This window comes from Streptomyces sp. URMC 126 (assembly GCF_051386555.1).
GTDB lineage: Bacteria > Actinomycetota > Actinomycetes > Streptomycetales > Streptomycetaceae > Streptomyces.
On record NZ_JBPQTX010000080.1, the window covers coordinates 1 to 24,822 of the forward strand.

Genomic DNA, 24,822 nt, shown 5'->3' on the forward strand with positions numbered 1-24,822 from the left:
CGGAGGACATCGCGACACGGGTCGCGGCGGCGGGACGGGCCGCGCCGGCCGGCAGGTCGCGGACCAGCGGCTCCAGTTCGCCGACCGTACGGGCCCGGTACGCCGCGTCGACGCGGTCGGCGTGCTCGTCGGGGGTGAGCCGGCCCTCGGCCAGCGCCTCGCGGAGGATGTCGGCGATCCGGTCGCGGTCCGCGTCGGACGCGCGCAGGGCCGGTGCGGCGGATTCCGCGGGCGCGACCGGTGCCGCGGGCGGTGCGGCGGCGGGCGTCTTGGTCAAGGGGGCCAGGGGCACTCGGCGTTTCGCCGGCGATGACTCGTCCACGGTCACCAGCCTAGCCATTCGCGATAGATCGCGACAGGGGGCGGGAAGCCACCCGCGCTCTGGTGAGGGCAACCTCACCGGCCCGCCGCCCTCCCGGCGGCCTACCCTGAGAGACGCCGAGGGCCCCGGGCCCGCCCGGCACCCCCAACCCGCAGAGTGAGTGAGGAATCGCCGCGATGTCTGACCGGTCAGTCCCCCCAGGGTTCGCCTACACGGATCTGCTGCCCCTGGGCGAGGACGAGACGCCGTACCGACTGATCACCTCCGAGGGCGTGTCGACCTTCGAGGCGGACGGACGCACGTTCCTCAAGGTGGAGCCCGAGGCGCTGCGCCGGCTCGCGGCGGAGGCGATCCACGACATCCAGCACTACCTGCGCCCCGCGCACCTCGCCCAGCTGCGGAAGATCGTCGACGACCCCGACGCGTCGTCGAACGACAAGTTCGTCGCCCTGGACCTGCTGAAGAACGCCAACATCGCCGCCGCGGGCGTCCTCCCGATGTGCCAGGACACCGGCACGGCGATCGTCATGGGCAAGCGCGGCCAGAACGTGCTCACGGAGGGCCGGGACGAGGAGGCGCTCTCGCTCGGCATCTTCGACGCCTACACCAAGCTCAACCTGCGGTACTCGCAGATGGCGCCGCTCACCATGTGGGAGGAGAAGAACACCGGCTCCAACCTCCCGGCGCAGATCGAGCTGTACGCCACGGACGGCGGCGCGTACAAGTTCCTCTTCATGGCCAAGGGCGGCGGCTCGGCCAACAAGTCCTTCCTCTACCAGGAGACGAAGGCCGTGCTCAACGAGGCGAGCATGATGAAGTTCCTGGAGGAGAAGATCCGTTCGCTGGGCACGGCGGCCTGCCCGCCGTACCACCTGGCGATCGTTGTGGGCGGTACGAGCGCCGAGTACGCGCTGAAGACCGCCAAGTACGCGTCCGCGCACTACCTCGACGAGCTGCCGGAGGAGGGCTCCCCGCTCGGCCACGGCTTCCGCGACAAGGAGCTGGAGGAGAAGGTCTTCGAGCTGACGCAGAAGATCGGCATCGGCGCGCAGTTCGGCGGCAAGTACTTCTGCCACGACGTGCGTGTGGTGCGGCTGCCCCGGCACGGCGCGTCCTGCCCGGTCGCCATCGCGGTCTCCTGCTCGGCGGACCGCCAGGCCGTCGCCAAGATCACCGCCGAGGGCGTCTTCCTGGAGCAGCTGGAGACCGACCCGGCGCGGTTCCTGCCGGAGACCACGGACGAGCAGCTCGCCGAGGACGGCGACGTCGTGCGCGTCGACCTCAACCGGCCCATGGACGAGATCCTCGCCGAGCTGACGAAGTACCCGGTCAAGACACGGCTGTCGCTGACCGGGCCGCTGGTCGTCGCCCGCGACATCGCGCACGCGAAGATCAAGGAGCGGCTGGACGCGGGTGAGGAGATGCCGCAGTACCTGCGGGATCACCCCGTCTACTACGCCGGGCCCGCCAAGACGCCCGAGGGGTACGCGTCCGGGTCGTTCGGGCCGACGACGGCCGGGCGGATGGACTCGTACGTCGAGCAGTTCCAGGCGGCGGGCGGGTCCAAGGTGATGCTCGCGAAGGGGAACCGGTCGAAGCAGGTCACGGACGCGTGCGCCGCGCACGGCGGGTTCTACCTGGGGTCGATCGGCGGCCCGGCCGCGCGCCTCGCGCAGGACTGCATCAAGAAGGTCGAGGTCGTCGAGTACGAGGAGCTCGGGATGGAGGCGGTCTGGAGGATCGAGGTGGAGGACTTCCCGGCGTTCATCGTCGTCGACGACAAGGGGAATGACTTCTTCCAGGATCCCGCGCCTTCGCAGCCGACGTTCACGTCGATCCCGGTGCGGGGGCCGGGGTTGTAGGTGGGGTTGCCCCTGTCCCGCCCCTTCCCGTTTCTTGCGGGGGCTGCGCCCCCGCACCCCCGAGCGCACCTGCGGTGCGCGTCCTCAAACGCCGGACGGGCTGTTTTCAGCCCGTCCGGCGTTTGAGGCCCGCGCGGGCGCGCCTACGCGCGGCCCGCCGTGCGCTGCGTTCGGCGCGAGACCGAGTCGATCACGACCGCGGCCAGCAGCACCGCACCCGTGATCATGTACTGGACGGCCGAGGCGATGCCCAGCAGCGCCATTCCCGACGCGATCGACTGGATGACCAGCACGCCCAGCAGCGCGGACCAGGTCTTGCCGCGCCCTCCGAACAGGCTCGTCCCGCCGATCACCGCCGCCGCGATCGCGTTCATCAGCAGGCTGCCCGCCCCCGAGGACTGGTTCGCCGCGTTGATCTGGGAGGCCAGGAACATCCCGCCCAGTGCCGCCATCGTCCCGGAGAGGGCGAAGACGGAGATCCGTACCCACGCGACGTCGATGCCGGCCCGGCGGGCCGCCTCGACGCCGCCGCCGAGGGCGAAGACCTTGCGGCCGTAGCGGGTGCGGCGCAGCACCAGGTCGAGGGCGACCACCACGCCCAGGAAGATCACCACGGCCAGCGGGAGGCCCTTGTACTGGTTGAACACCCAGGCCACCGCGTAGGCGGGCACCGCCAGGGCCGCCGTGCGCAGCACGATCTCGGCGAACGGGCGGCTGGGCACCCCGGCGGCGGTCCGGCGGCGGGCGTCCCGCCACGCGACCAGCAGGTAGGCGGCGACGGTGGCCGTGGCCAGCCCGTACGCGGCCGAGATGTCCTCGAAGTAGTGGTTGGTGAGCTTGGCGACCAGCCCCGAGTCGTCGAGGTTGATCGTTCCGTTGGAGCCGAGCACCTCCAGCATCAGCCCGTTCCAGCCCAGCAGGCCGGCCAGGGTGACGACGAACGCGGGGACGCCGATCCGGGCGAAGAAGAAGCCGTGGATCACGCCGGCGACCGTGCCGGTGAGGAGCGCCAGGATCAGGGCGAGCCACTCGGGCATGCCGTGGTTGACGTTCAGTACGGCGAAGACGGCCGCCGCCAGGCCGCTGACCGAGCCGACGGAGAGGTCGATCTCGCCCAGGATGAGGACGAAGACGATGCCGACGGCGATCAGGCCGGTGCCCGCGGCGGTGATGAAGAGGTTGGAGAGGTTCTCGGCGCCGAGGAAGGCCGAGTCCTGGAGCTGGAAGACCAGGCAGATGACGATCAGGCCGACGACGACGGGCAGCGAGCCCAGCTCGCCGCTGCGCAGCTTGCGGAGGAATTCGGTCCAGTAGCCGGCGAAGCCCTCCTCGCGGACGAGCAGCCGGGGGTCGACGGGGGTGACGGCGGCCGGGGCGACGGGCTGGGCGCCGTCGGGGGTGCCGTCGGGGCGGGGGTTCTTCGACAGGTCGGTGGTCATGCCCGGGCCTCCCGGTCCTGCTCGGTGCGGGCCCTCCGGCGGGTGACAGCGTTGTCAGTGGCGCCGGTGATGGCCGAGACGATCTCTTCCTGGGAGGTGGTGCGTACGGCGAAGACGCCGTTGTTCCGGCCGAGGCGCAGCACCGCGACGCGGTCGGCTACGGCCTGCACGTCGGCCATGTTGTGGCTGATGAGGATCACCCCGAGCCCTCGTTCGCGGAGCCGTTCCACCAGGTCGAGGACCTGGGCGGTCTGCTCCACGCCGAGGGCGGCGGTGGGCTCGTCGAGGATGACGACCTTGGGCTCGCCGAGCAGCGAGCGGGCGATGGCGACGGTCTGCCGCTGGCCGCCGGAGAGGGCGGCGACCGGGATGCGGACGCTGGGGATGCGGATGGACAGGGTGGCGAGCAGCTCGCGGGCGCGGCGCTCCATCTCGACCTCGTCCAGCACCCCGAAGCGGGAGATCTCCCGGCCGAGGAAGAGGTTGCCGACGACGTCGAGGTTGTCGCAGAGGGCGAGGTCCTGGTAGACGGTCGCGATGCCGAGCTCCTGGGCGGTGTGCGGCCGGTCGATGGTGACGGGCCGGCCCTCCCACTCGATGACGCCGTCGTCGGCGGGCGCGACGCCCGCGATGGTCTTGACGAGGGTGGACTTGCCGGCGCCGTTGTCGCCGACCAGGGCGACCACCTCACCGGGACGGATCTCCAGCTCCACGTCGGTCAGCGCCTGGACGGCACCGAACCGCTTGGAGATCCCGCGCAACGCCAGAACGGGCGCAGCGGACATGTGGATCAGCTCCTCGGGGCGCGCCCCTACTTGAGGCCGGCGGCGTCGCAGGCGGACGTGTACTTGTCGGTGCAGATCTCGCGGAGGGTGAAGAAGCCCTCCTTGCCGACGTACTTCGGGATGTCGGCCTCGGTGAGCGCGAAGGGGTCGACGATGATCGCCGGGATCTTCTTCTCGCTGCCGCTGTCGACGGTGGTCTTCGCGACGCCGTCCAGCTTCTTGCCCTGGGCGAGGGCGACGGCCATCGTCGCCGCGGCCTCCGTCTCGGGGACGTACGGCTTGTAGACGCTCATGAACTGTTCGCCGGCGAGGATCCGCTGGACGGCCGAGAGCTCGGCGTCCTGGCCGGTGACCGGGGGAAGTTTGTCGAATCCGGCGCTCTTGAGGGCGGTGATGATGCCGCCCGCCATGCCGTCGTTGGCCGAGTAGACGCCGACGATGTTCTCCTTGCCGAGCGAGGAGATCGCGCCCTTCATGTTCTCGTTGGCGTTCTCCGGCTTCCACTCCTTGGTGTCGTACTCCTTGCCGACCTTCACCTTTCCGTCGAGCACGGAATGGGCGCCGTCCTTGTACATCTTGGCGTTGGGGTCGGTGACGGAGCCGTTCATCATGACGATCTGGCCCTTGCCCGCGGTGTCGCCGAGTTCCTTGAGCAGCGACTCGCCCTGGATCTTTCCGACGCGCTCGTTGTCGACGGAGGTGTAGGCGTCGACCGGGCCCTCGGCGAGCCGGTCGTAGGCGACGACGGGGATTCCCTTGTCGTGTGCCTTCTTCACCGAGCTCGCGATCGACTTGGCGTCCACGGCGTCGACGATCAGCGCGTCGACACGCTTGGTGATCATGGTGTCGACCTGCTGCTGCTGGACCGAGGCGTCCTGTTTGGCGTTCTCGTAGAGGACGGTGGCGCTGGTGCCCGCCAATTCCTTGATCTTCTTTTCGAGCAGCGGCTTGTCGAAACGCTCGTACCGCGCGGTCTGGTTCTCGGGAAGGAGCAGCCCGATGGTGAGCGACCCCTTCTTCTCCTTCTTGTCCCCGTTGTCGCCGGCCTGTTTGGCCTTGCCGCAGGCGGCGAGGGTGACGGCCGTCGACAAAGCGACGGCGGCCACCGCGGCGCGGCGCAGACACGTGTTCACGTACGGATACCTCCCTGACATGGCCGCGCCGTTGCGGCCGAGGTGACCGGAAGTCAACTCGGACCGCAAAGTGGCGTCAAGAAGTCAATCCTTAACGAGATGGCAACGATGCCATGCGTTATGTGCGTAAACTCAAGGGGTGTGTTGCCGCGGCTCTTCCGGAAAGGCTCAGCCGAAACCGGGCGCGGCCGCCGCCGGAACTCCGTCCAGCAGGGAGGAGTCGCCCATCTCGCTGAGGACGAGGGCGAGCGCGCCCAGCACCTCGGCCCGGCCGCCCAGCGCGCCGGGGACGACCTCCAACTGCCGTGCGGCGCTGGGGATCGCGTACCGTCCGACCGATTCCCTGATGGGCGCGAGGACGAGCTCCCCGGCCTCCGCGAGGTCGCCGCCGAGCACGACCCGGCTGGGGTTGAGCAGGTTGCACAGGCTGGCGACGCCGCTGCCGATGTGCCGGCCGACGTCCGCGATCACCCGGCGGCAGCCCGCGTCGCCGTCCCGGGCGAGCCGGACCATGCGCGGCGCGGTGAGGTCCGGGCCGTGGGCGGAGTGCAGCAGCGGCAGGACGTAGCGGTGGGCGGTGAAGGTCTCCAGGCAGCCGCGGTTGCCGCAGCGGCAGACGGGCCCGGACTCGTCCAGGGTGATGTGGCCGATCTCGCCGGCGGTGCCGCCGGGGCCCCGGTAGATCTGTCCGTTGATCACCAGGCCGGCGCCGACGCCGCTGGCGACCTTGATGTACGCGAGGTCGGCGGCGCCGCGGCCGGCTCCCCAGACCAGCTCGCCGAGGGCGCCGAGGTTGGCGTCGTTGTCGACGTGGACGGGGACGTCGAGGCGGGCGGCGAGCTCGTCGCGCGGGTTGGTGCCGGCCCAGCCGGGCAGGATCGCCGTCGAGCCGAGCACGCCGGACTCGTCGATCGGCCCGGGGACGCCCAGGCCCACCCCGACGATCTTCCCGGGGTCGATGCCGGTGGCCGCGATCAGCGTCTTGACCAGGTGCTCGGCCCGTTCCAGGCCCTGGGTGGCGGAGGCGTCCACGTCCAGCGGCTCGGCCTCCTCGGCGAGCACCCGGTGGGCCAGGTTGCCGACGGCGACGCGCAGGTGGGTGTGGCCGAAGTCGACGCCGACGACGATTCCGGCGTCACCCGAGAGGGAGACGCTGCGGGCCCGCCGGCCGCCGGAGGAGGTGGGGGTCACCTCGACGGTGCCGTTGTCCTTGAGCTCGCGGACGATGTTGGAGACGGTGGCCGCCGACAGCCCCGTGGTCCGGGCGATCTCCGCCTGGGTGAGCGCCCCCGACCTGCGCACCGCGCGGACGACCCGCTCCAGGTTGGCCCGGTGCAGCGACGACTGCGACCCCGGAGTCTCCACGCCCATCCACTCCCGCCTCGTCGGCACGGCACGACCGCCGCCCCGGCCACCGGGCTGCGACAGTGAAGCCCGGTATCCGTACAACATATGAACTCTAAGCTCAGCCGCACACCCGGGAGCGCGTCAAGGCTCCGGACGCCGCTACGGCGCCGGGCGGGGCCCTCCCATGGTACGGATCACCGCCCGGGGTGGTCCGGGCGGTGCGTGAGTGCCGCGAGGGGCGCCCGGGGACGGCCGGGCGCCCCTCCGTCGTCGGAGGGCGGGGCCTACTTCAGGGCCCCCGCCGTCAGTCCGGACTGCACCTGCCGCTGGAAGACGATGTACGCGGCGAGAACGGGCAGCATCGCGATCACCAGGCCCGCGAAGAGGCCGGACCAGTCGCCCTTGTACCGCTGGCTGGCCGCCAGCGCGACCAGGCCCTGGGGCAGCAGCTTCTTGTCCTCGTCGCCGACGTTGAGCACGGCCGGCAGGAGGTACTGGTTCCACTGCCCGAGGAAGTTGAAGATGCCCACGCTGATCAGCCCGGGCTTGGCCATCGGCAGCATCACCTGGAAGAAGGTCCGGGTGTGCGACGCGCCGTCGATCATCGCCGCCTCCGCCACCGACGAGGGCAGCGTCCGGAAGAAACCGGTCAGGAAGAAGACCGTGAACGGCAGCGAATAGGCGATGTAGACGAGGATCAGTCCGTGGTACGTGTTGAGCAGCTGCATGTTCTTCATCACGAAGAACAGCGGCACCAGCGCCAGGATCACCGGGAAGCTCATCCCGCCCACGAACAGGTAGTACACGAAGCGGTTGCCGGGGAAGTCGAAGCGGGCCAGGACGTAGGCCGCCATGGAGCCCAGCAGCATGGTGCCGAGCAGCGAACCGGCCACCACCACGATCGAGTTGAGGAAGTACTCGCTCATGTGGGCCTGGGACCAGGCGCGGCTCCAGGCCCCGAAGTCCGGGCTCTTCGGCAGCGACCAGGGCGAGGAGAAGATCTCCTTGTCGGTCTTGAAGGCGCTCATCACCGCCCAGAGCAGCGGCAGGGTGACCATCAGGCCCCAGATGACGAGGACGCCGTGCGAGAAGACGTTCAGGACGCCGCCCTCGCGCTCGCCGCCGGCGCCCCGCGCCCGCCCCTCCGGCGGGGCGGCCGGCGCGGGGGCGTCCGGGCGGTCCGACGGCTCGGCTTGCACGGTCACGGTGCCACCCCCGGGTGGTAGTGCGGACGGACGGTCGGGGCCACAGGACGACGGAAGGAGGCGGGCGCGCGCATCAGTACTCCAGCCGCTCGCGCCGGCCGAGCTTCATCACGATGCCGGCGAAGACCATGGTGACGATGAGCAGCGCGACGCCCAGGGCGGTCGCGTAGCCGGCCTGCCCGTCGGTGAACGCCTTGGTGTAGAGGTAGTAGGTGAGCAGTTCGGTGGAGTAGTCCGGGCCCGGCCCGTCCATCATGATCTGGACGACCGCGAAGCCGTCCAGGGCCATGATGCCCATGTAGACCCAGCCGGTCTGGACGGTGTCCCAGAGCAGCGGCAGGGTGATCCGGAAGAAGGTCTGGACCCGGTTGGCGCCGTCGAGCAGCGCGGCCTCGTAGAAGTCCTTGGGGATGGCGCTCATCCCGGCGGAGAACAGCACCACGTAGAAGCCGACGTTGCTCCAGACCATCACCGCCATCACACACCACAGGGCCAGGCCCGGGTCGCCCAGCCAGTCGGGGCGGACGGAGTCCAGGCCGACCGTGTCCAGGAAGGAGTTGATCGCCCCGCTGTTGGGGTTGTAGGCGAACTTGAACAGCAGGGCGACGATGGCGATGGACAGCACCTGCGGGAAGAAGTAGACGATCTTGTAGAAGCCGGAGCCCCGGACGCCGGCCACCGCCGCGTTCTTCCTGCGACGGCCGCCGACGTTGAGCATGAACGCGAAGAACAGGCCGAGTCCGAGCGTCACCAGCGGCAACAGGAGCAGCAGCAGGAGATTGTGCCCCAGGGCCTTCCAGAACAGCTCGTCGTCCCAGAGGCGTTGGTAGTTCTTCAGCCCCGTCACCTTGAACTTCGAGCTCAGGCCGGTCCAGTTGGTGAAGGAGTAGTAGATGGCCTGGACGAACGGCGAGACGACGAAGACCCCGTAGATCGCCAGGGGGACGCACAGGAACCCGGCGATGAAACGGTACTTACCGTGCTGCATGACCTCGGACCCCGATCTTCCGTGACGGGTGCCGTCGTTGCGGGACGGGCTACTTGTGCTTGTACTTCTTGACGGAGTCGTCCTTGCGGGTCTCGTCGGTGAACTTCTGGATCTTCTTGATGGCCTCGTCTGGGGTGAGCCGGCCGGCCATCATCTCGCCGAGGGCGGCCTTGCCGATCTTCTCCTTCTGGAGCGAGACGTACCAGTCCTGGAGGCGCGGATTGACCACGTTCCGGCCGGCCTTGGTCAGCGCCTCCTGGGACGAGGCCAGTCCGGGCGGCAGGGTGAGGCCCTCGGTGCCGCCGTTGAGGGAGGTGAGGGAGGAGACCGCCTTGATGAAGTTCTGCGTGGACTTCTTCCCCAGCATGATCCGCAGCAGCTCCATGCCGCCCTGGGCGTTCTTGGCGTTCTTCGGCACGATGAACGGCTCGCCGCCGGACGCCCAGATGGTCCCGAACGGCATCTTGTCGTTCTTGTCCAGGCTGGAGGGGGCGCCGACCGCCATCCGGAAGTCCTTCGGCGTCATCTTCTTGGACTCGTTCTCCACCCAGGAGCCGTTCGGAATGAACAGCGCCTTGCCCTCGTTCCACGCCGTCTGCGACTGGATGTGGTCCAGGCCGGGGGTGCCCTGGAGGACGTAGCCCTTCTTGTAGAGCTCGTAGTACGCCTCGAAGGCGGCCTTGACGGCCGGGTGCTTCCAGGCGTCCGGCTCCAGGTTGTCGATCCGGTCCAGCACCTCGGTGCCGCCGATCTTGGCGATGAACGGGTAGAGGCTGAACGGGAGGTAGTACGGGTGCTGGCCCGCGTAGGTCCAGCCGGCGATGCCCTTCTTCTTCGCCTTCTCGCAGAGCTTGAGCATCTCGTCCCAGGTCTCCGGGTACTGGGCGTCGAGCTTCTCCAGGTTGGTCTTCGAGTACCAGACGCCGTAGACGGTGTAGGCGTAGTAGAAGACCCACACCTCGTCGCCGTCGAACTGGCCCATCTCGACGACGCCCGGGCGGAGGGTGTCGCGGACCTTCTTCTTGGGGTCGTCGAGGGACGGCGCGTCGAGGAGGGCGTTGAGGTCGGTGAGCTGCTTGAGGCCGACGAGGGTGCCCAGGTCCATCTGCTTGGCGCCGGAGTTGTCGATGAGGTCCGGCGGGGTGCCGCCGTTGAACCGGGGCTGGATCTGCGGGGCGATGTCCTGGGTGCCGGTGTGCTTGATCTCGGCCTGCGGGTACGCCTTCTTGTACTCGGCCTCCGCGTCCTTCGCGTACTGCTGGCCGAAGCCGCCGTCGAAGATGACCACGTCCAGCGGGGCCGAGGCGTTCACCTTCAGCGGCTTCATCTCGCCGGCGCCGCCGCCGCTGCCGGCCGGCTTGTCGGGCTTGTCGTCGTCACCGTCGTCCCCGGTCGCGCACGCGCTGAGCGCGCTCATCGCCGGGACGGCGAACAGGCCGAGCGCCGCCGCGCGTTTGATCAGGTCGCGCCGGTTGAATTCCGAGGTGGGTCCCATGCTCAAGTCCTCGCCTTCTCCAGGACTCAGGCGGTGTGGCGAATCTCCCCTGTGCAATCGGCTCGACGAAGGGCACGACACCGCGGATCGGTCGAAGCTGGGCGTGCTGGGTGTGCGCCGGGAGAGGCGCCCGGGCGGAGCCGTCGGCTCACTCCCTCGATGGGCCCGGTTCCCCCGGTTCCGCCACGGCGACACGGGGTCGCCCCGGACGCCGACAGGTATAGTCCACTTCTCACCAACTGGGCAAGATCGGAAGCGCCTTTGGCCGTCAGTCTTTCCCGAGTTGAGACCTCCCCGACACCGGGCGACACCAGCCCCGGGACCCTTGACACCACTGAAGCGTCACGCCCTACTTAACAGAGCGCGATCCGGGTGACAACGTTGTCCGCCCTCGGGAGAGGCAAGGGATGAGACAGAGACTCAGACGTCGCCGGCGGGCGCTCGCCCGTCCCGCGGCCCTCCTCGTGGCCGCCATACTGGTGACGGCCCCTCAGATCGCCCCCTCCGGCGCCGCCGCGGCGCCCGCCGGGAGGGTCTCGGACACGGCGGCCGGGGGCCGGGCCGCCGGCGAACGGGCCGAGGAGGGGGCCGGACGGCGGGCCGGGGAGAGCTTCGCCTCCTCCTTCGAGCCGGGCGAACCCCGCCCCGACTGGCGCAACGCGCCCGAGACCGGCCCGGACGGCCGGGCGAGGTCGTCCGGTGTCGACGGCGGGGACGGCCAGGGCCTCCCCGGCAACGCCACCGACAAGGTGACCGCCGTCCGGGCCAGCGGTGAGAACGCCGAGGGCGGCGAGATCAAGGAGAACCTGGTCGACGGCGAACCCTCCAGCAAGTGGCTGGTCCGGCAGCGGACGGCCTGGCTGGAATTCGACCTCTCCGAGCCGGTCGCCGTCGCCCGGTACGCCCTCACCTCCGCCAACGACGCCCCCGGCCGCGACCCCCGGGACTGGACCCTGCGAGGCTCGGCGGACGGGAAGAGCTGGACCACCCTCGACACCCGCAAGGGCGAGAACTTCGAAAAGCGGCTCCAGACCCGCCAGTTCACCCTCACCGGCGGCACCGCCCACCGCCACTTCCGGCTGGAGATCACGGGCAACGCCGGGGACGAGCTCACCCAGCTCGCCGAGGTGCAGCTCGCCACGGCGGACCCCGGCACTCCCCCGCCCCCGGCCATGCGCACCTACCCCGACGGCGGCCCGTCCGCCTCCCCCACGGCCAAACCCCGCGCCGGCTTCACCGGCAAGCACGCCCTGCGCTACGGCGGCACGCACCGCGCCAAGGGCCGCGCCTACGCGTACAACAAGGTGTTCGCCGCGAACGTGCGCGTCACCGCGCGCACCCGGCTGGCGTACAAGATCTTCCCGGCCATGGCCGAGCGCGACCCCCGCTACCCCGCCACCCACGTCTCCCTCGACCTCGCCTTCACCGACGGCACCTACCTCAGCGGGCTGGACGCCCGGGACCAGCACGGCGCGCCGCTGACCCCGCGCGGCCAGGGGGACTCCAAGACGCTGTACGTGAACCAGTGGAACAACAAGGAGGCGGCGATCGGCCGCGTCGCCGCCGGCAAGACCGTGGCGCGCGTCCTCGTCGCCTACGACGCCCCGGCCGGCCCCGCGCCCTTCCGGGGCTGGATCGACGACGTCTCACTGGCTCCCGCGCCCGAGGAGAAGCCCCCGGCCCACCCCGCGGACCGCGCCCTCACCACCCGCGGCACCCTCTCCAGCTCCTCCTTCTCCCGGGGCAACACCTTCCCCGCCACCGCCGTCCCGCACGGCTTCACCTTCTGGACGCCCGTGACCGACGCGGGCTCCACCTCCTGGCTCTACCGCTACGCGGCGGCCAACAACGCGGACAACCTGCCCACCCTCCAGGCGTTCTCGGCGAGCCACGAGCCCAGCCCCTGGATGGGCGACCGGCAGACCTTCCAGGTGATGCCCTCGGTCGCGGCCGGCACCCCCGACGCCTCCCGCACCGCCCGCGCCCTCCCCTTCCACCACGCGCGCGAGACGGCCACGCCGCACCACTACGGCGTCACCTTCGACAACGGGCTGAAGGCCGACATCGTCCCCACCGACCACGCGGCGATGATGCGATTCACCTTTCCGCGTGAATCCGGCGACAACGCCAACGTCATCCTTGACAACGTCACCAACGCGGGCGGCCTGACGCTGGACACCGCGCACGGCACGTTCACCGGCTGGTCGGACGTGCGGAGCGGGCTCTCGGTGGGGGCCGGCCGGCTGTACGTGTACGGGGTCTTCGACGCGCCGGTGACCGGCGGCGGGAAGCTCCGGCGCGGCGGGGCCTCCGACGCGAGCGACGTCACCGGCTACCTGCGCTTCCGCCCGGGCGCCGACCGCACGGTGACCCTGCGGATCGCGACCTCGCTCATCGGCACCGACCAGGCCAGGGCCAACCTGGAGCAGGAGATCCCGGCCGGGACGCCGTACGCCCGCGTCCACGACCGGGCCCGGGCCGCCTGGGACGCCCTGCTGGGCCGGGTGGAGGTGGAGGGCGCGACCGCCGACCAGCTCACCACCCTCTACTCGGGCCTCTACCGCCTCTTCCTGTATCCCAACTCCGGCTTCGAGAACACCGGTTCCGCGGACCGCCCCAAGCACCGCTACGCCAGCCCGTTCTCCCCGCCCACCGGCGCGTCCACCCCGACCCGCACCGGCGCCCGGATCGTGGACGGCGAGATCTACGTCAACAACGGCTTCTGGGACACCTACCGCACCACCTGGCCCGCGTACTCCCTGCTGTCCCCCCAGCAGGCCAGGCGGATGGTGGACGGCTTCGTCCAGCAGTTCAAGGACGGCGGCTGGGTCTCGCGCTGGTCCTCCCCCGGCTACGCCGACCTGATGACGGGCACCAGCTCCGACATCGCCTTCGCCGACGCCCACGCGAAGGGCGTCCGCTTCGACGCCGAGGCCGCGTACGAGGCGGCGCTGAAGAACGCGACGGTGGCACCGACCGATCCCGGCACCGGCCGCAAGGGCATGGACACCTCGGTCTTCCTCGGCTGGACGAGCACGAAGACGCACGAGGGCATGTCGTGGGCCCTCGACGGCTACCTCAACGACTTCGGGCTGGCCCGGATGGGGCAGGCCCTGTACGCGAAGACGCACAAGGAGCGTTACCGCGAGGAGTCGGAGTACTTCCTCAACCGGGCCCGCGGCTACGTCAAGCTCTTCGACCGGCGCGTCGGCTTCTTCCAGGGCCGAAACGAGGACGGCTCCTGGCGGCTGTCACCCGAGGCGTACGACCCGCGCGTCTGGGGCCACGACTACACCGAAACCAACGGCTGGAACTTCGCCTTCACCGCTCCCCAGGACACCCGCGGCCTCGCCGCGCTGTACGGCGGCCGGTCCGGGCTGGCGAAGAAGCTCGACGCCTACTTCGCCACCCCGGAGACGGGCGACCCGGCGTTCGCCGGCTCGTACGGCGGGGTCATCCACGAGATGACCGAGGCCCGGGACGTCCGCATGGGCATGTACGGCCACAGCAACCAGCCGTCCCACCACATCGCCTACCTCTACGACGCGGCCGGGCAGCCGTGGAAGACGCAGGCGAGGGTGCGCGAGGTGCTCTCCCGCCTCTACCTGGGGAGCGAGATCGGGCAGGGCTATCCGGGGGACGAGGACAACGGCGAGATGTCCGCCTGGTATGTCTTCAGCGCGCTCGGCTTCTACCCGCTGGTGATGGGGCAGGGCGAGTACGCGATCGGGTCGCCGCTGTTCACCAAGGCGACCGTGCACCTGGAGAACGGCCGCGACCTGGTGGTCAAGGCCCCGCGCAACAGCGCGCGGAACGTCTACGTGCAGGGGCTGACCGTCGACGGCAAGCCCTGGAACTCGACGGCGCTGCCGCACTCGGTGGTGGCCCAGGGTGCCACGCTGGAGTTCGCCATGGGGCCCAAGCCGTCCTCCTGGGGCTCCGGAGCGGACGCCGGGCCCACCTCGATCACCAAGGACGACAAGGTGCCCGCCCCGCTGTCGGACGTCTCCGTCCCGGACGGCTCGGCCCTCACCGACAACACCTCCCGTACCGCCGCCACCGTCACCACCGTCCCGCTGGAGGTGGCCCCCGGCTCCCGCGTGACGTCCTACACCCTCACCTCCGCCGACCGGGCCCGGGCGCCGCGCGGCTGGGTGCTCGAAGGTTCCGACAACGGGCGTGACTGGAGTGGAACCGATCAACGCGAGGGACAGTCCTTCACATGGGACCGGCAAACCCGCGTGTTCTCTCTGCGAGCGCCGGTCACCTTCCGTCACTATCGGCTGAAAGTCGTGAGTGGCGAGGCGAGCTTGGCCGAGATGGAGCTGTTGGGTTCCCCACAGCGGTAGTTGAGGCCGAGGAGCCTGTGTAAGGTTTGTGAAGATCCAGTGCTGCTCTTCGTTCGCGAAGGGCAGCACTGCGCACCTTTTTTCATGGTTTGGGGGGAAACTTTCCATGACTTCTGTTTCGCGTGTTTCTCGACGCGGTCTCTCGCGTCTCGTCACGGCCGCCGTCGCCGTGGCCCTGGTCGGGGGGACCGCCGGGGTGGCCGCCGCGCACACCAGCGGCGCGCAGTTCAGCGCCAAGAAGCCGAGCGCTTCCGCGCCGGTCTTCCCGGTGGGCGCGGTCACCGAGAAGGGCGACAAGTTCTACGTCTACGAGGTCGACGGCAAGGGCGGCCTGAAGCCGCGCGAGGCCCGCGGCCCGTGGAAGGACCTGCACGAGGCCGCGCAGGTCGACCGCGACGCCGACGGCCGCCACGACGGCGACTACTTCATCAGCCGGAACGGCCGCGACCTCAAGTTCCACGGCATGACCGGCCGTGACGTCACACTCGCGCCCAACTACGGGTTCTTCTACCGCGGTCTCATCGCCCCGGGGAACCTGGGCGGCGGCAAGGAGACCGACCTCGTCGCCCTGGGCAAGGGCGGGACGGCCAACGTCCGCATCAACAAGTTCGACGGCGGCCTGGCCAGTGAGGTCCAGCTCCGGGAGGCCGAGTGGGGGACGTACATCGAGCTGGCCGGCCGCGGCGACTACACCGGTGACGGCAAGACCGACATCGTCGCCCACGACCGGGAAGGCGTGCTCTGGCTGTACAAGGGCACCGGCAACGCCAAGAAGCCCTTCGCGGCGCGCACCAAGGTCGGCGGCGGCTGGAACAAGTACGGTCACCTCTTCTCCAACGGTGACACCGACGGCGACGGACGCAGCGACCTGCTGGCCGTCGACCACAAGGGCGCGCTCTGGCTGTACAAGGGCACCGGCAAGCAGGCCGCGCCCTTCAAGGCCCCGGTGAAGATCGGCAACTCGGGCTGGAACCAGTACCGCCTGGTCTTCTGACGCCACCCGGCCCTCCGGCCGCGCACGTGGTGAACACCTCACCGGGCCGCGCCCCCGCCCGCCGGCGGCGCGGCCCGTTCCCGGCACCGCCGGACTCACGCTTTTCGAACCTTCTCTCTTTCATGCCCCAGGAGACCCAAGTGGCCCTTCTCTCCGGCCGCAAGGGGCGCGCGCTGCCGCGCCTCGTCACGACGGCCATCGCCGTCACCCTCGTCGGCGCCACCGCCGGCACGGCGCTGGCCGACGGTCCCGCCGAGCAGTTCTCCGCCGCGCTCAAGAGCGCGCCCGCCGCGGCCGCGCCCTCGGCCGCCGCCAAGAAGCCGACCGGCGCCGCGCCGCTCATGCCCGTGGGCGCCGTCGGCAAGTCCGTCGCCCGGATCTTCATGCCGGACGGCAAGGGCGGCCTGAAGTCGCTCGGTTCCGTCAGCGCCAAGAGCTGGGCGCACATCAAGGCGGACACCTTCGTCGACCACGACCGCGACGGCAGGCTCGACGGTGAGTACGGCCTGCTGGACAACGGCGACGTCGCTTACCAGGGCACCGCGGGCCGCTCCGTCAGGATCGCGAGCGGCTTCAACGGCTACGACACCTTCTTCACCCCGGGCGAGCTCGGCGGAACCCGCGGTTCCGACATCCTCACCCGTGACAAGCAGGGCGTCCTCTGGGTCCACCAGGCCGACGGCAAGCTCGGCCGCGGCTACGCCAGGCTCGCCCCGCGCAAGCGGATCGGCGGCGGCTGGGGCCAGTTCACCGCGATCACCGGCCGGGGCGACCTGACCGGCGACGGCAGGACGGACATCGTCGCCCGCGACAAGTCCGGCGTCCTCTGGCTCTACAAGGGCACCGGCGACATCGCCAAGCCCTTCGCGGCCCGGACGAAGGTCGGCGGCGGCTGGAACCAGTTCACCAAGCTCGTCGCGACCGGTGACGTGAACCTCGACGGCCACGCCGACCTGCTCGCCGTGGACGGCAAGGGCGCGCTGTGGCTGTACAAGGGCACCGGGAAGGCGTCCGCGCCCTACCAGTCCCGGGTGAAGCTCGCCGCGTCCGGCTGGAACCAGTACCGCCTCGTCTTCTGAGACACTTGGCCGTTCTTCGGATATTTCGTACGGAGTCTTACGTGACCCAGATTTCCGGCCGCCGCTCCGGCGGCCGCGCACTCCCCCGCGTCGTCACCACGGCGATCGCCGCCGCCCTGGTGGCCGGCACCGCCGGCACGGCGCTGGCCGACGGCCCCGCCGCGCCCGCGGCCGGCAAGCTCGGCCCCAAGGCGACGGCCGCCAAGACGACCGTCGCCGACCCGAGCGGCGCGGCACCCTTCCTGGTGCTCAACGCCGTGGACGACAAGGGCGATTACTACTCGTACCAGCCCAACGGCAAGGGCGGCCTGACCTCCCGCAAGGCGGGCAAGAACACCGTCGGGTCCCGGAACGCCTGGAAGCAGATGCGGCTGGCGACCCAGCGCCACGACCGCTTCGGCGAGGGCGACGGCCACTACTACGTCCAGAAGAACCACGAGGCGTGGTACGCCGACAAGGACTTCACCCAGCGCGTCGGCACCGGGTGGAGCATGTACGACACCGTCTTCTCCCCGGGCAACCTGGGCGGTTCGGCCTACGGTGACGTCCTGGGCCGCGACAAGTCGGGCGTCCTGTGGGTCTACCAGGCCGACATCATCGGCAAGCTGTCCGCCCGCAAGAAGGTCGGCGGCGGCTGGGGCCAGTTCACCCAGATCGCCGGCCGCGGCGACCTGACCGGCGACGGCAAGACGGACATCGTCGCCCGCGACAAGTCCGGCGTCCTCTGGCTCTACAAGGGCACCGGCGACCTGAACAAGCCCTTCGCGGGCCGTACCAAGGTCGGCGGCGGCTGGAACAAGTTCAACCTGCTGGTCGGCACCGGCGACGTGGACGGCGACGGCCGCTCGGACCTGCTGGCGCGGGACAAGTCCGGCGTCCTGTGGCTCCACAAGGGCACCGGCAAGCAGGCCGCGCCCTTCAAGCCGGCGGTCAAGGTCGGCACGGGCTTCGGCCAGTACCGCCTGATGTTCTGACGGAGCACCGCTTCGCGAACGCCCTGTGGCGCCCCTCCCTCCGGAGGGGCGCCACAGGCGCGTCAGCCCTCCGCCGCCGCGGTGCGCCGCCCGGCCGCCGAGGCCATTCCGAGCCACGTGTGCGGGTTGCCGGCCCAGCACCACCCCAGCTTGGGCGCCTTCTTGCTGATCCAGATCGCGGGGACCCGCCGGTCGCCGCAGCGCGAACCGCCCAGTGAGAAGCACTTGTTCTTGACCAGCACCTCAGGGAAGTGCGTGATCAGCGCGACCCCTTCCTCGATGGTGAGCGTCGTCCGCCCGCGCTCGGCGAGGGCGGCCATGGCCGTCTCGGGCACCGCCCCGCAGAACTCCTCGCCGCGCTCCACACCGTGCAGCAGGTAGACGGAGAGCTCGCCGGCTCCTGTCTCCTCGGTCGCGACGAACCGTTCCAGCGCGCCCGGCTCGAAGGAGCGGTCGACGAACCCCGGCAGGCGCCCGCCCTTCAGGGTGGTGCGAGGCATCGTCTCCTCGACCGGCACCACGTCCCGGGCGACCACCAGCAGGAACGGCACCCGCCCGGCGGCCACGTCGTACGGCGCGTCCGGCCCGTCCGCCACGGCGACGGCCTCGGCGCGCAGCGGGGCGGCCAGGGCCGTGAACCGCTCGACGGTCAGGCCCGCGAGGGCCGGGTAGCCCAGGTCGACGAGGGTGCGTACCTGGCGGTCGAACTCCGCCCCGGCGTCGAAGAGGGGGGAAGGGGTGGACTCCGATATGGCGGTGAGTGACAAGGATCCTCCGTGGGACGGTGCGGCAATGACCTCGAACACAAAACTTACGACGGGAGTAAATTTACGTCGAGACTCCAGGGGTGTCAACATAAAAATAGGACGGGGGTAAAGTTCGCCCATGGACTCCTTCCCGACCGCGGAGCCGGGCACCCCGCCCGCCGGCCTCCGTGAGACCAAGAAGCGCGAGACGCGCCGGCTGATCTCCGACCACGCCACCAGGCTCTTCATCGAGCAGGGCTTCGAGCGCACCACCATCGCCGAGATCGCCGACGCCGCCCGCGTCGCCAAGAAGACCGTCACCAACTACTTCCCGCGCAAAGAGGACCTGGCGCTCGACCACCAGGAGGAGTTCGTCCGGGGTCTGGCCCTGGTCGTCGCCGCCCGCGAGCCCGGCGAGTCCGCGCTGGCGGCCCTGCGCCGCTCCTTCCTGACGGCCGTCGCCGAACAGGACCCCGTCGCCGGGTTCGCGGGGCCCGACTTCAGCCGCATGATCGCCGAGAGCCCCACCCTCTCCGTCTGTCTGCGCGGCCTGCACGACCGGCGGGAGGACGCCCTGGCCGCCGCCCTCGCCGAGGCGACGGGCGCGCCGGCGGACGACATCACGCCGCGCGCCGCCGCCGCGGTGTTGGGCGGTGTGCACCGGGCCCTCTTCACCCGTATCCAGGACCTCACCCTCGCCGGGCGCGCCAACCCGGAGGTGGCCGAGGTCGTCGAGGCGGAGGCGGTCCGCGCGTTCGACCTGCTGGAACCGTCCCTCGGGGACTACGCGCGGGCCTGAGGGGCGGGGAGGGCGAGGACGAAGAGGGGGCTCGACTCCGGGGCACCGGACGCGGTGTGGAAGCATCGCTGATCACGCGGGGGGCGCGGCACGTTCGCGGCACCTCCGCACCGCCTTCCCCGACGTACGGAGTCCTACGTGCCCCACGCTCCCGGCCGACGCGCCCTCTCCCGCCTCGCCACCGCCGCGACCGCCCTCGTCCTGGCGGCCGTCACCGCAGGGACGGCGGCGGCGGACGCCCCCGGCCCGGCGGTCCGGCCGTCGCCGGCCCTCTCGGCGGGGGCCGACGCCCGGTTGTCCCCGGACGCCCCCTTCTTCCCCGTGCAGGCGGTCGACGGCCGGGGTGACGCCTTCTTCTACCTGCCGAACGGCAAGGGCGGGCTGTCCGCCCGGGAGCGCTCGGGCGGCGGCTGGGGCCAGGTCAGGGCCGCGACGCAGGTCGACCACAGCCGCGGCGGCTACGCGAACGGCACCTACTTCCTCACCACTTCCCACGAGGTGGGCTACGCCACCGAGAAGAGCACCCGGCGGGTCGCCACCGACTGGGGCCAGTACGACAGCTTCTTCTCCCCCGGCACCCTCGGCGGCGCGAAGCAGTCCGACATCCTCGTCCGCGACCGCGCGGGCGTGCTCTGGCTCTACCTGGCGAAGGCCGACGGCTCCCTCACCGGCCGCAAGAAGGTGGGCCCCGGCTGGGGGCGGTACACGGCGATCACCGGCCGCGCGGACCTCACCGGCGACGGGCGGACGGACATCGTCGCCCGCGACCGCGAGGGCACCCTCTGGCTGTACAAGGGCACCGGCGACACGGCCCGCCCCTTTAAGGGCCGCACCCGGATCGGCGACGGCTGGAACCGGTACAACCTGCTCCTCGGCGCGGGCGACGTGGACGTCGACGGCCGTACGGACCTGATCGCCCGGGACGGCAAGGGCGCGCTGTGGCTGTACAAGGGGACGGGACGGGCGTCGGCGCCCTTCAAGTCCCGCGTGCTGATAGGCAAGTCGGGGTGGAACCAGTACCGGCTGCTCTTCTGAGCCGCGCCGCTCCACCGAAACGACGAGGGCCGCACCCCGCGCGAACGCGGGACGCGGCCCTCTGTGCCGTGTGGCGCCTGCCGCTTACTTGCGGATCAGCGAGCGCAGCACGTACTGCATGATGCCGCCGTTGCGGTAGTAGTCCGCCTCACCGGGGGTGTCGATGCGGACGACCGCGTCGAACTCGACACCGGTGTCGGTGGTGACCTTCACCGTGCGCGGCGTGGTGCCGTCGTTGAGCTCGGTGACGCCGGTGATGGAGAAGGTCTCCTCACCCGTCAGGCCGAGGGACTCGGCCGAGGCGCCCTCGGGGAACTGGAGCGGCAGGACGCCCATGCCGATGAGGTTCGAGCGGTGGATGCGCTCGTAGGACTCGGCGATGACGGCCTTGACGCCGAGGAGCGCGGTGCCCTTGGCGGCCCAGTCGCGGGACGAGCCGGAGCCGTACTCCTTGCCCGCCAGGACGACGAGCGGGATGCCCCGCTCGATGTAGTTGCGGGAGGCGTCGTAGATGAACGACACCGGACCGCCGTCCTGGGTGAAGTCGCGGGTGAAGCCGCCCTCGGTGCCCGGCGCGATCTGGTTGCGCAGGCGGATGTTGGCGAACGTACCGCGGATCATGACCTCGTGGTTGCCGCGGCGGGAGCCGTAGCTGTTGAAGTCACGACGCTCGACACCGTGCTCGGTGAGGTACTTGCCGGCCGGGGTGTCGGCCTTGATGGCACCGGCCGGGGAGATGTGGTCGGTGGTGACCGAGTCGCCCAGCTTGGCCAGGACGCGGGCGCCGGCGATGTCGGTGACCGGGGTGGTCTCCATCGTCATGCCCTCGAAGTACGGGGGCTTCCGCACGTAGGTGGACTCGGCGTCCCACTCGAAGGTGTCGCCGGTCGGGATGGGCAGCGCCTGCCACTGGGCGTCGCCCGCGAAGACGTCCTGGTAGGACTTGTTGAACATGTCCTCGCCGATGGCGTTGGCGACGACGTCGTTCACCTCGGCCTCGGAGGGCCAGATGTCCTTGAGGTAGACCGGGTTGCCGTCCTGGTCGGTGCCCAGGGCGTCCTTGGTGATGTCGACCTTCATCGAGCCGGCGATCGCGTAGGCCACGACCAGCGGCGGCGACGCCAGGTAGTTCATCTTGACGTCGGGGTTGATCCGGCCCTCGAAGTTGCGGTTGCCGGAGAGCACCGAGGTGACGGCGAGGTCGTGGTCGTTGACCGCCTTGGAGACCTCCTCCGGCAGCGGGCCGGAGTTGCCGATGCAGGTGGTGCAGCCGTAGCCGACGAGGTTGAAGCCGACCTTGTCGAGGTACGGGGTGAGGCCCGCCTTGTCGAAGTAGTCGGTGACGACCTTCGAGCCCGGGGCGAGGGTGGTCTTGACCCACGGCTTGCGGGTCAGGCCCTTCTCGACCGCCTTCTTGGCCACGAGCGCGGCGGCGACCATGACGTAGGGGTTCGAGGTGTTGGTGCAGGACGTGATCGCGGCGACGGTGACGGCGCCGTGGTCGATCTCGTAGGTCGAGCCGTCGGGGGCGGTGACGGTGACCGGCTTCGACGGGGCGCCGGCGGTGACGGCCGGGGCGTCGGAGGCCGGGAAGGACTCCTTGCCCGCCTCGTCGACGTCGTCGACGTAGTTGCGGACGTCCTGCGCGAACTGCGCGGCGGCGTTGGCGAGGACGATGCGGTCCTGCGGGCGCTTCGGGCCGGCGATGGAGGGGACGACCGTCGACAGGTCGAGCTCCAGCTTCTCGGAGAAGTCGGGCTCGGCGGCCGGGTCGAGCCAGAGGCCCTGCTCCTTGGCGTACGCCTCGACGAGCGCGACCTGCTGCTCGGAGCGTCCGGTGAGCTTGAGGTAGTTCAGGGTCTCGCCGTCGATCGGGAAGATCGCGGCGGTGGAGCCGAACTCCGGCGACATGTTGCCGATGGTGGCACGGTTGGCCAGCGACGTGGCGGCCACACCCTCGCCGTAGAACTCGACGAACTTGCCGACGACGCCGTGCTTGCGCAGCATCTCGGTGATCGTGAGGACGAGGTCGGTGGCGGTGGTGCCGGCCGGCAGCTCGCCGGTCAGCTTGAAGCCGACGACGCGCGGGATGAGCATCGAGACCGGCTGGCCGAGCATCGCGGCCTCGGCCTCGATGCCGCCGACGCCCCAGCCGAGGACGCCGAGGCCGTTGACCATGGTGGTGTGCGAGTCGGTGCCGACGAGGGTGTCGGGGTAGGCCTGGCCGTTGCGGACCATGACCGTACGCGCGAGGTGCTCGATGTTCACCTGGTGGACGATGCCGGTGCCCGGGGGGACGACCTTGAAGTCGTCGAAGGCGGTCTGGCCCCAGCGCAGGAACTGGTAACGCTCCTTGTTGCGGCCGTACTCCAGCTCGACGTTCTGGCCGAAGGCGTCCTTCGTGCCGAACTTGTCGGCGATGACGGAGTGGTCGATGACCAGCTCGGCCGGGGAGAGCGGGTTGACCTTCGCCGGGTCGCCGCCGAGCTCCTTGACGGCCTCGCGCATGGTGGCGAGGTCGACGACGCAGGGGACGCCGGTGAAGTCCTGCATGATCACGCGGGCCGGCGTGAACTGGATCTCCTGGCTGGGCTGGGCCTGCGAGTCCCAGTTGCCCAGCGCGCGGATGTGGTCCGCGGTGATATTGGCGCCGTCCTCGGTGCGGAGCAGGTTCTCCAGCAGCACCTTGAGGCTGTACGGAAGGCGAGCGGAGCCCTCGACCTTGTCCAGCCGGAAGATCTCGTACGACTCGTCGCCCACCTGCAGCGTGCTGCGGGCGTCGAAGCTGTTCGCCGACACGACAGTCTCCTTCATGTGCATGAATGCGCGTACTGCGGCCATCCTGCCGCGACAACGTCGCGCCGGTCCGCTAAGGTTGCCCTAACTTAGGTATGCCTTAGTGGCGCGACAGCGGTACGCCTCTCTCGGCATATATCTCGATGTCGAGATAACTCTAGTACATCACCGGGGATCGGTCATGCCCGGAGGAGCGGACGGGGTCCCGCCGGGGCTTCCGGGGGCGGGTCCGACGCGACGGCAGTCCCGGCCCCGTCGCCGCTCCGGTCGGCGCCCCGCCGTCGGCCGCTAGCCGTCCCCGTCGTCGGCCGTGGCGTCGGAGGCGCCCTTGCGTCCTCCGCTCGCGGACTTGAACAGCGAGAGCAGGACGTCGGCCGTCACCGAGACGACGTTCATCCAGCGGGGTACGTCGTCCGGGGCGGCGGGGGCGCCGGAGACGTCGGGAGCGTCGGGAGCGCCGGAAGCGCCGGGAGCGCCCTCTTGTGTCACGTTCATGACGGCCGAGCCTAGTTTCGGCGCACCCGTCCGGGCCAGACCCGTGATCCGTCGATCTCGGCGAGGAACTCCGTGACCCGGCCGTTCAGCTCCGCCGCCGGGATGGTGTGCCTCGCGCCCGGCACGATCCGGACCCGGGCGTCGGGCAGCAGCCGGGCCCGGGCGGCGGCACGGTCCGCGACGGCGGCGAGGCTGTCGCCGCCGAGGAGCACGAGGGTCGGCACGGTGATCGAGCGCAGTTCGTCGTCGGTGAGTTTTCGGGGCCGGGGCAGCCGGCCGCGGAAGCCGTCCACCGCCTCCAGCAGCACCCTCATCTGGGCCTCGGCCGCCTCGGCACCGGCTCCGCAGTCGCCGATGAGCCTGCCGAAGTACCGGCGCCGGCGCTCCTCGGAGCCGCCGGCCACGGCGAGGACCGCGCCGAGGAGGAAGCCCGGCCGGAGCGGAGCCAGCGCCCCCGCGGGGTCGAGGAGGGTGAGGGAGGCGATCCGTCCGGGGGCCCGCAGCAGGTGACCGGCGGCGACCCAGCCGCCGTAGGACATCCCCACCAGGTGCGTCCGCTCCACCCCGAGGCCGTCCAGCACCTCTTCCAGCCAGTCCGCCAGGGCGTCCGGCGTCCGGACGGGTGCCGTCTGCGTGCCGCGCCCGGGCTCACCGACGATCTCCACGGCCAGGACCGGCCGGTCGGCACCGAGCGCGGCGACGTTCGCCGACCAGACGGCCGGGGTCGCGCTCCGCCCGGGCAGCAGGACGACCGGTGTGGCGTCCCCCTCGCCGTACACGTGGACCCGGGTGGTGCCGAACGCCGTCGGGACCTCCCGCTCCTCGCGCGGCTCGGGCCAGTGCGCCATCGCGCGGTCGTACGCGGCGAGGAAGCGGGTGCGCGCCTCCTCGCTCGTGAAGGCACCCAAGGAACCCGGCGATGCGCCCATGACACGCCCCCCATGATCAAGCGGCCCGGCTTCCGGGCCGTCCCCGGTTC

General features: G+C 70.7%; 19 protein-coding genes. 7 read left to right on the forward strand and 12 right to left on the reverse strand.

The genetic code is table 11. The features are described from left to right. On the reverse strand, window positions 1-340 hold a 340-nt coding region (locus ACSNOK_RS12630; protein WP_436780724.1), incomplete at its 3' end, for a DUF1707 SHOCT-like domain-containing protein. A 158-nt stretch (window positions 341-498) separates the two neighbouring features. Here ACSNOK_RS12630 and ACSNOK_RS12635 point away from each other — a divergent pair. Continuing rightward, complete coding sequence (locus ACSNOK_RS12635) at window positions 499-2,184, forward strand: fumarate hydratase (RefSeq protein WP_436780725.1); 1,686 nt, start codon at window positions 499-501, stop codon at window positions 2,182-2,184. 143 nt (window positions 2,185-2,327) lie between these two features. Here the strand turns inward: ACSNOK_RS12635 and ACSNOK_RS12640 are convergent, their stop codons facing one another. The 7 genes from ACSNOK_RS12640 to ngcE form a co-directional block, all read right to left on the reverse strand. Next, window positions 2,328-3,623: a sugar ABC transporter permease gene (locus ACSNOK_RS12640; protein WP_436780726.1), complete on the reverse strand. Its 1,296-nt coding sequence runs from the start codon at window positions 3,621-3,623 to the stop codon at window positions 2,328-2,330. Further along, the gene (locus ACSNOK_RS12645) at window positions 3,620-4,417 is read right to left on the reverse strand and encodes an ATP-binding cassette domain-containing protein (RefSeq protein WP_436780741.1); all 798 of its coding nucleotides are present in this window, start codon (window positions 4,415-4,417) and stop codon (window positions 3,620-3,622) included. Before ACSNOK_RS12645 ends, ACSNOK_RS12640 begins: the two co-directional genes overlap by 4 nt. A 17-nt stretch (window positions 4,418-4,434) precedes the next feature. Then, the gene (locus ACSNOK_RS12650) at window positions 4,435-5,541 is read right to left on the reverse strand and encodes a substrate-binding domain-containing protein (protein ID WP_436780727.1); all 1,107 of its coding nucleotides are present in this window, start codon (window positions 5,539-5,541) and stop codon (window positions 4,435-4,437) included. A 168-nt stretch (window positions 5,542-5,709) separates the two neighbouring features. Continuing rightward, a complete protein-coding gene (locus ACSNOK_RS12655; RefSeq protein ID WP_436780742.1) occupies window positions 5,710-6,906 on the reverse strand; it encodes an ROK family transcriptional regulator in 1,197 nt (398 codons plus the stop codon). Window positions 6,907-7,172: 266 nt separating this feature from the next. Beyond that, complete coding sequence (locus ACSNOK_RS12660; protein ID WP_436780728.1) at window positions 7,173-8,093, reverse strand: carbohydrate ABC transporter permease; 921 nt, start codon at window positions 8,091-8,093, stop codon at window positions 7,173-7,175. 73 nt (window positions 8,094-8,166) lie between these two features. Then, the gene (locus ACSNOK_RS12665) at window positions 8,167-9,081 is read right to left on the reverse strand and encodes a carbohydrate ABC transporter permease (RefSeq protein WP_436780729.1); all 915 of its coding nucleotides are present in this window, start codon (window positions 9,079-9,081) and stop codon (window positions 8,167-8,169) included. A gap of 49 nt (window positions 9,082-9,130) precedes the next feature. After that, entirely contained in the window at window positions 9,131-10,576 is a 1,446-nt protein-coding gene (ngcE, locus tag ACSNOK_RS12670; protein ID WP_436780730.1) for an N-acetylglucosamine/diacetylchitobiose ABC transporter substrate-binding protein, read from the reverse strand. Between the two features lie 407 nt (window positions 10,577-10,983). Here ngcE and ACSNOK_RS12675 point away from each other — a divergent pair, with 407 nt between their 5' ends. From ACSNOK_RS12675 to ACSNOK_RS12690, 4 genes are all read left to right on the forward strand, one after another. Then, window positions 10,984-14,925, forward strand: coding sequence for a GH92 family glycosyl hydrolase (locus tag ACSNOK_RS12675; protein WP_436780731.1), 3,942 nt, complete (start codon window positions 10,984-10,986; stop codon window positions 14,923-14,925). Between the two features lie 106 nt (window positions 14,926-15,031). Further along, window positions 15,032-15,919: an FG-GAP repeat domain-containing protein gene (locus ACSNOK_RS12680; RefSeq protein ID WP_436780732.1), complete on the forward strand. Its 888-nt coding sequence runs from the start codon at window positions 15,032-15,034 to the stop codon at window positions 15,917-15,919. Between the two features lie 140 nt (window positions 15,920-16,059). Next, window positions 16,060-16,998: an FG-GAP repeat domain-containing protein gene (locus ACSNOK_RS12685; RefSeq protein ID WP_436780733.1), complete on the forward strand. Its 939-nt coding sequence runs from the start codon at window positions 16,060-16,062 to the stop codon at window positions 16,996-16,998. Window positions 16,999-17,039: 41 nt separating this feature from the next. Then, the gene (locus ACSNOK_RS12690; RefSeq protein ID WP_436780734.1) at window positions 17,040-17,972 is read left to right on the forward strand and encodes an FG-GAP repeat domain-containing protein; all 933 of its coding nucleotides are present in this window, start codon (window positions 17,040-17,042) and stop codon (window positions 17,970-17,972) included. A 62-nt stretch (window positions 17,973-18,034) separates the two neighbouring features. On the opposite strand, the gene ACSNOK_RS12695 is transcribed toward ACSNOK_RS12690, so the two are convergent. Further along, window positions 18,035-18,739, reverse strand: coding sequence for a DUF5701 family protein (locus ACSNOK_RS12695; RefSeq protein ID WP_436780735.1), 705 nt, complete (start codon window positions 18,737-18,739; stop codon window positions 18,035-18,037). A 118-nt stretch (window positions 18,740-18,857) separates the two neighbouring features. Between ACSNOK_RS12695 and ACSNOK_RS12700 the strand changes: the two genes are divergently transcribed. Beyond that, window positions 18,858-19,517: a TetR/AcrR family transcriptional regulator gene (locus ACSNOK_RS12700; RefSeq protein WP_436780736.1), complete on the forward strand. Its 660-nt coding sequence runs from the start codon at window positions 18,858-18,860 to the stop codon at window positions 19,515-19,517. 138 nt (window positions 19,518-19,655) lie between these two features. Then, window positions 19,656-20,552 carry an FG-GAP repeat domain-containing protein gene (locus ACSNOK_RS12705; protein WP_436780737.1) on the forward strand — a complete coding sequence of 299 codons (897 nt, stop codon included), beginning with the start codon at window positions 19,656-19,658 and terminating at the stop codon, window positions 20,550-20,552. 84 nt (window positions 20,553-20,636) lie between these two features. Here ACSNOK_RS12705 and acnA read toward each other — a convergent pair whose 3' ends face one another. The 3 genes from acnA to ACSNOK_RS12720 all read right to left on the reverse strand — a co-directional run bounded on the left by acnA (window position 20,637) and on the right by ACSNOK_RS12720 (window position 24,772). Continuing rightward, window positions 20,637-23,351 carry an aconitate hydratase AcnA gene (gene acnA / locus ACSNOK_RS12710; protein ID WP_436780738.1) on the reverse strand — a complete coding sequence of 905 codons (2,715 nt, stop codon included), beginning with the start codon at window positions 23,349-23,351 and terminating at the stop codon, window positions 20,637-20,639. Between the two features lie 285 nt (window positions 23,352-23,636). Next, entirely contained in the window at window positions 23,637-23,843 is a 207-nt protein-coding gene (locus tag ACSNOK_RS12715; RefSeq protein WP_436780739.1) for a hypothetical protein, read from the reverse strand. An 11-nt stretch (window positions 23,844-23,854) separates the two neighbouring features. Further along, a complete protein-coding gene (locus ACSNOK_RS12720; protein ID WP_436780740.1) occupies window positions 23,855-24,772 on the reverse strand; it encodes an alpha/beta fold hydrolase in 918 nt (305 codons plus the stop codon). Window positions 24,773-24,822 lie beyond the last annotated feature (50 nt).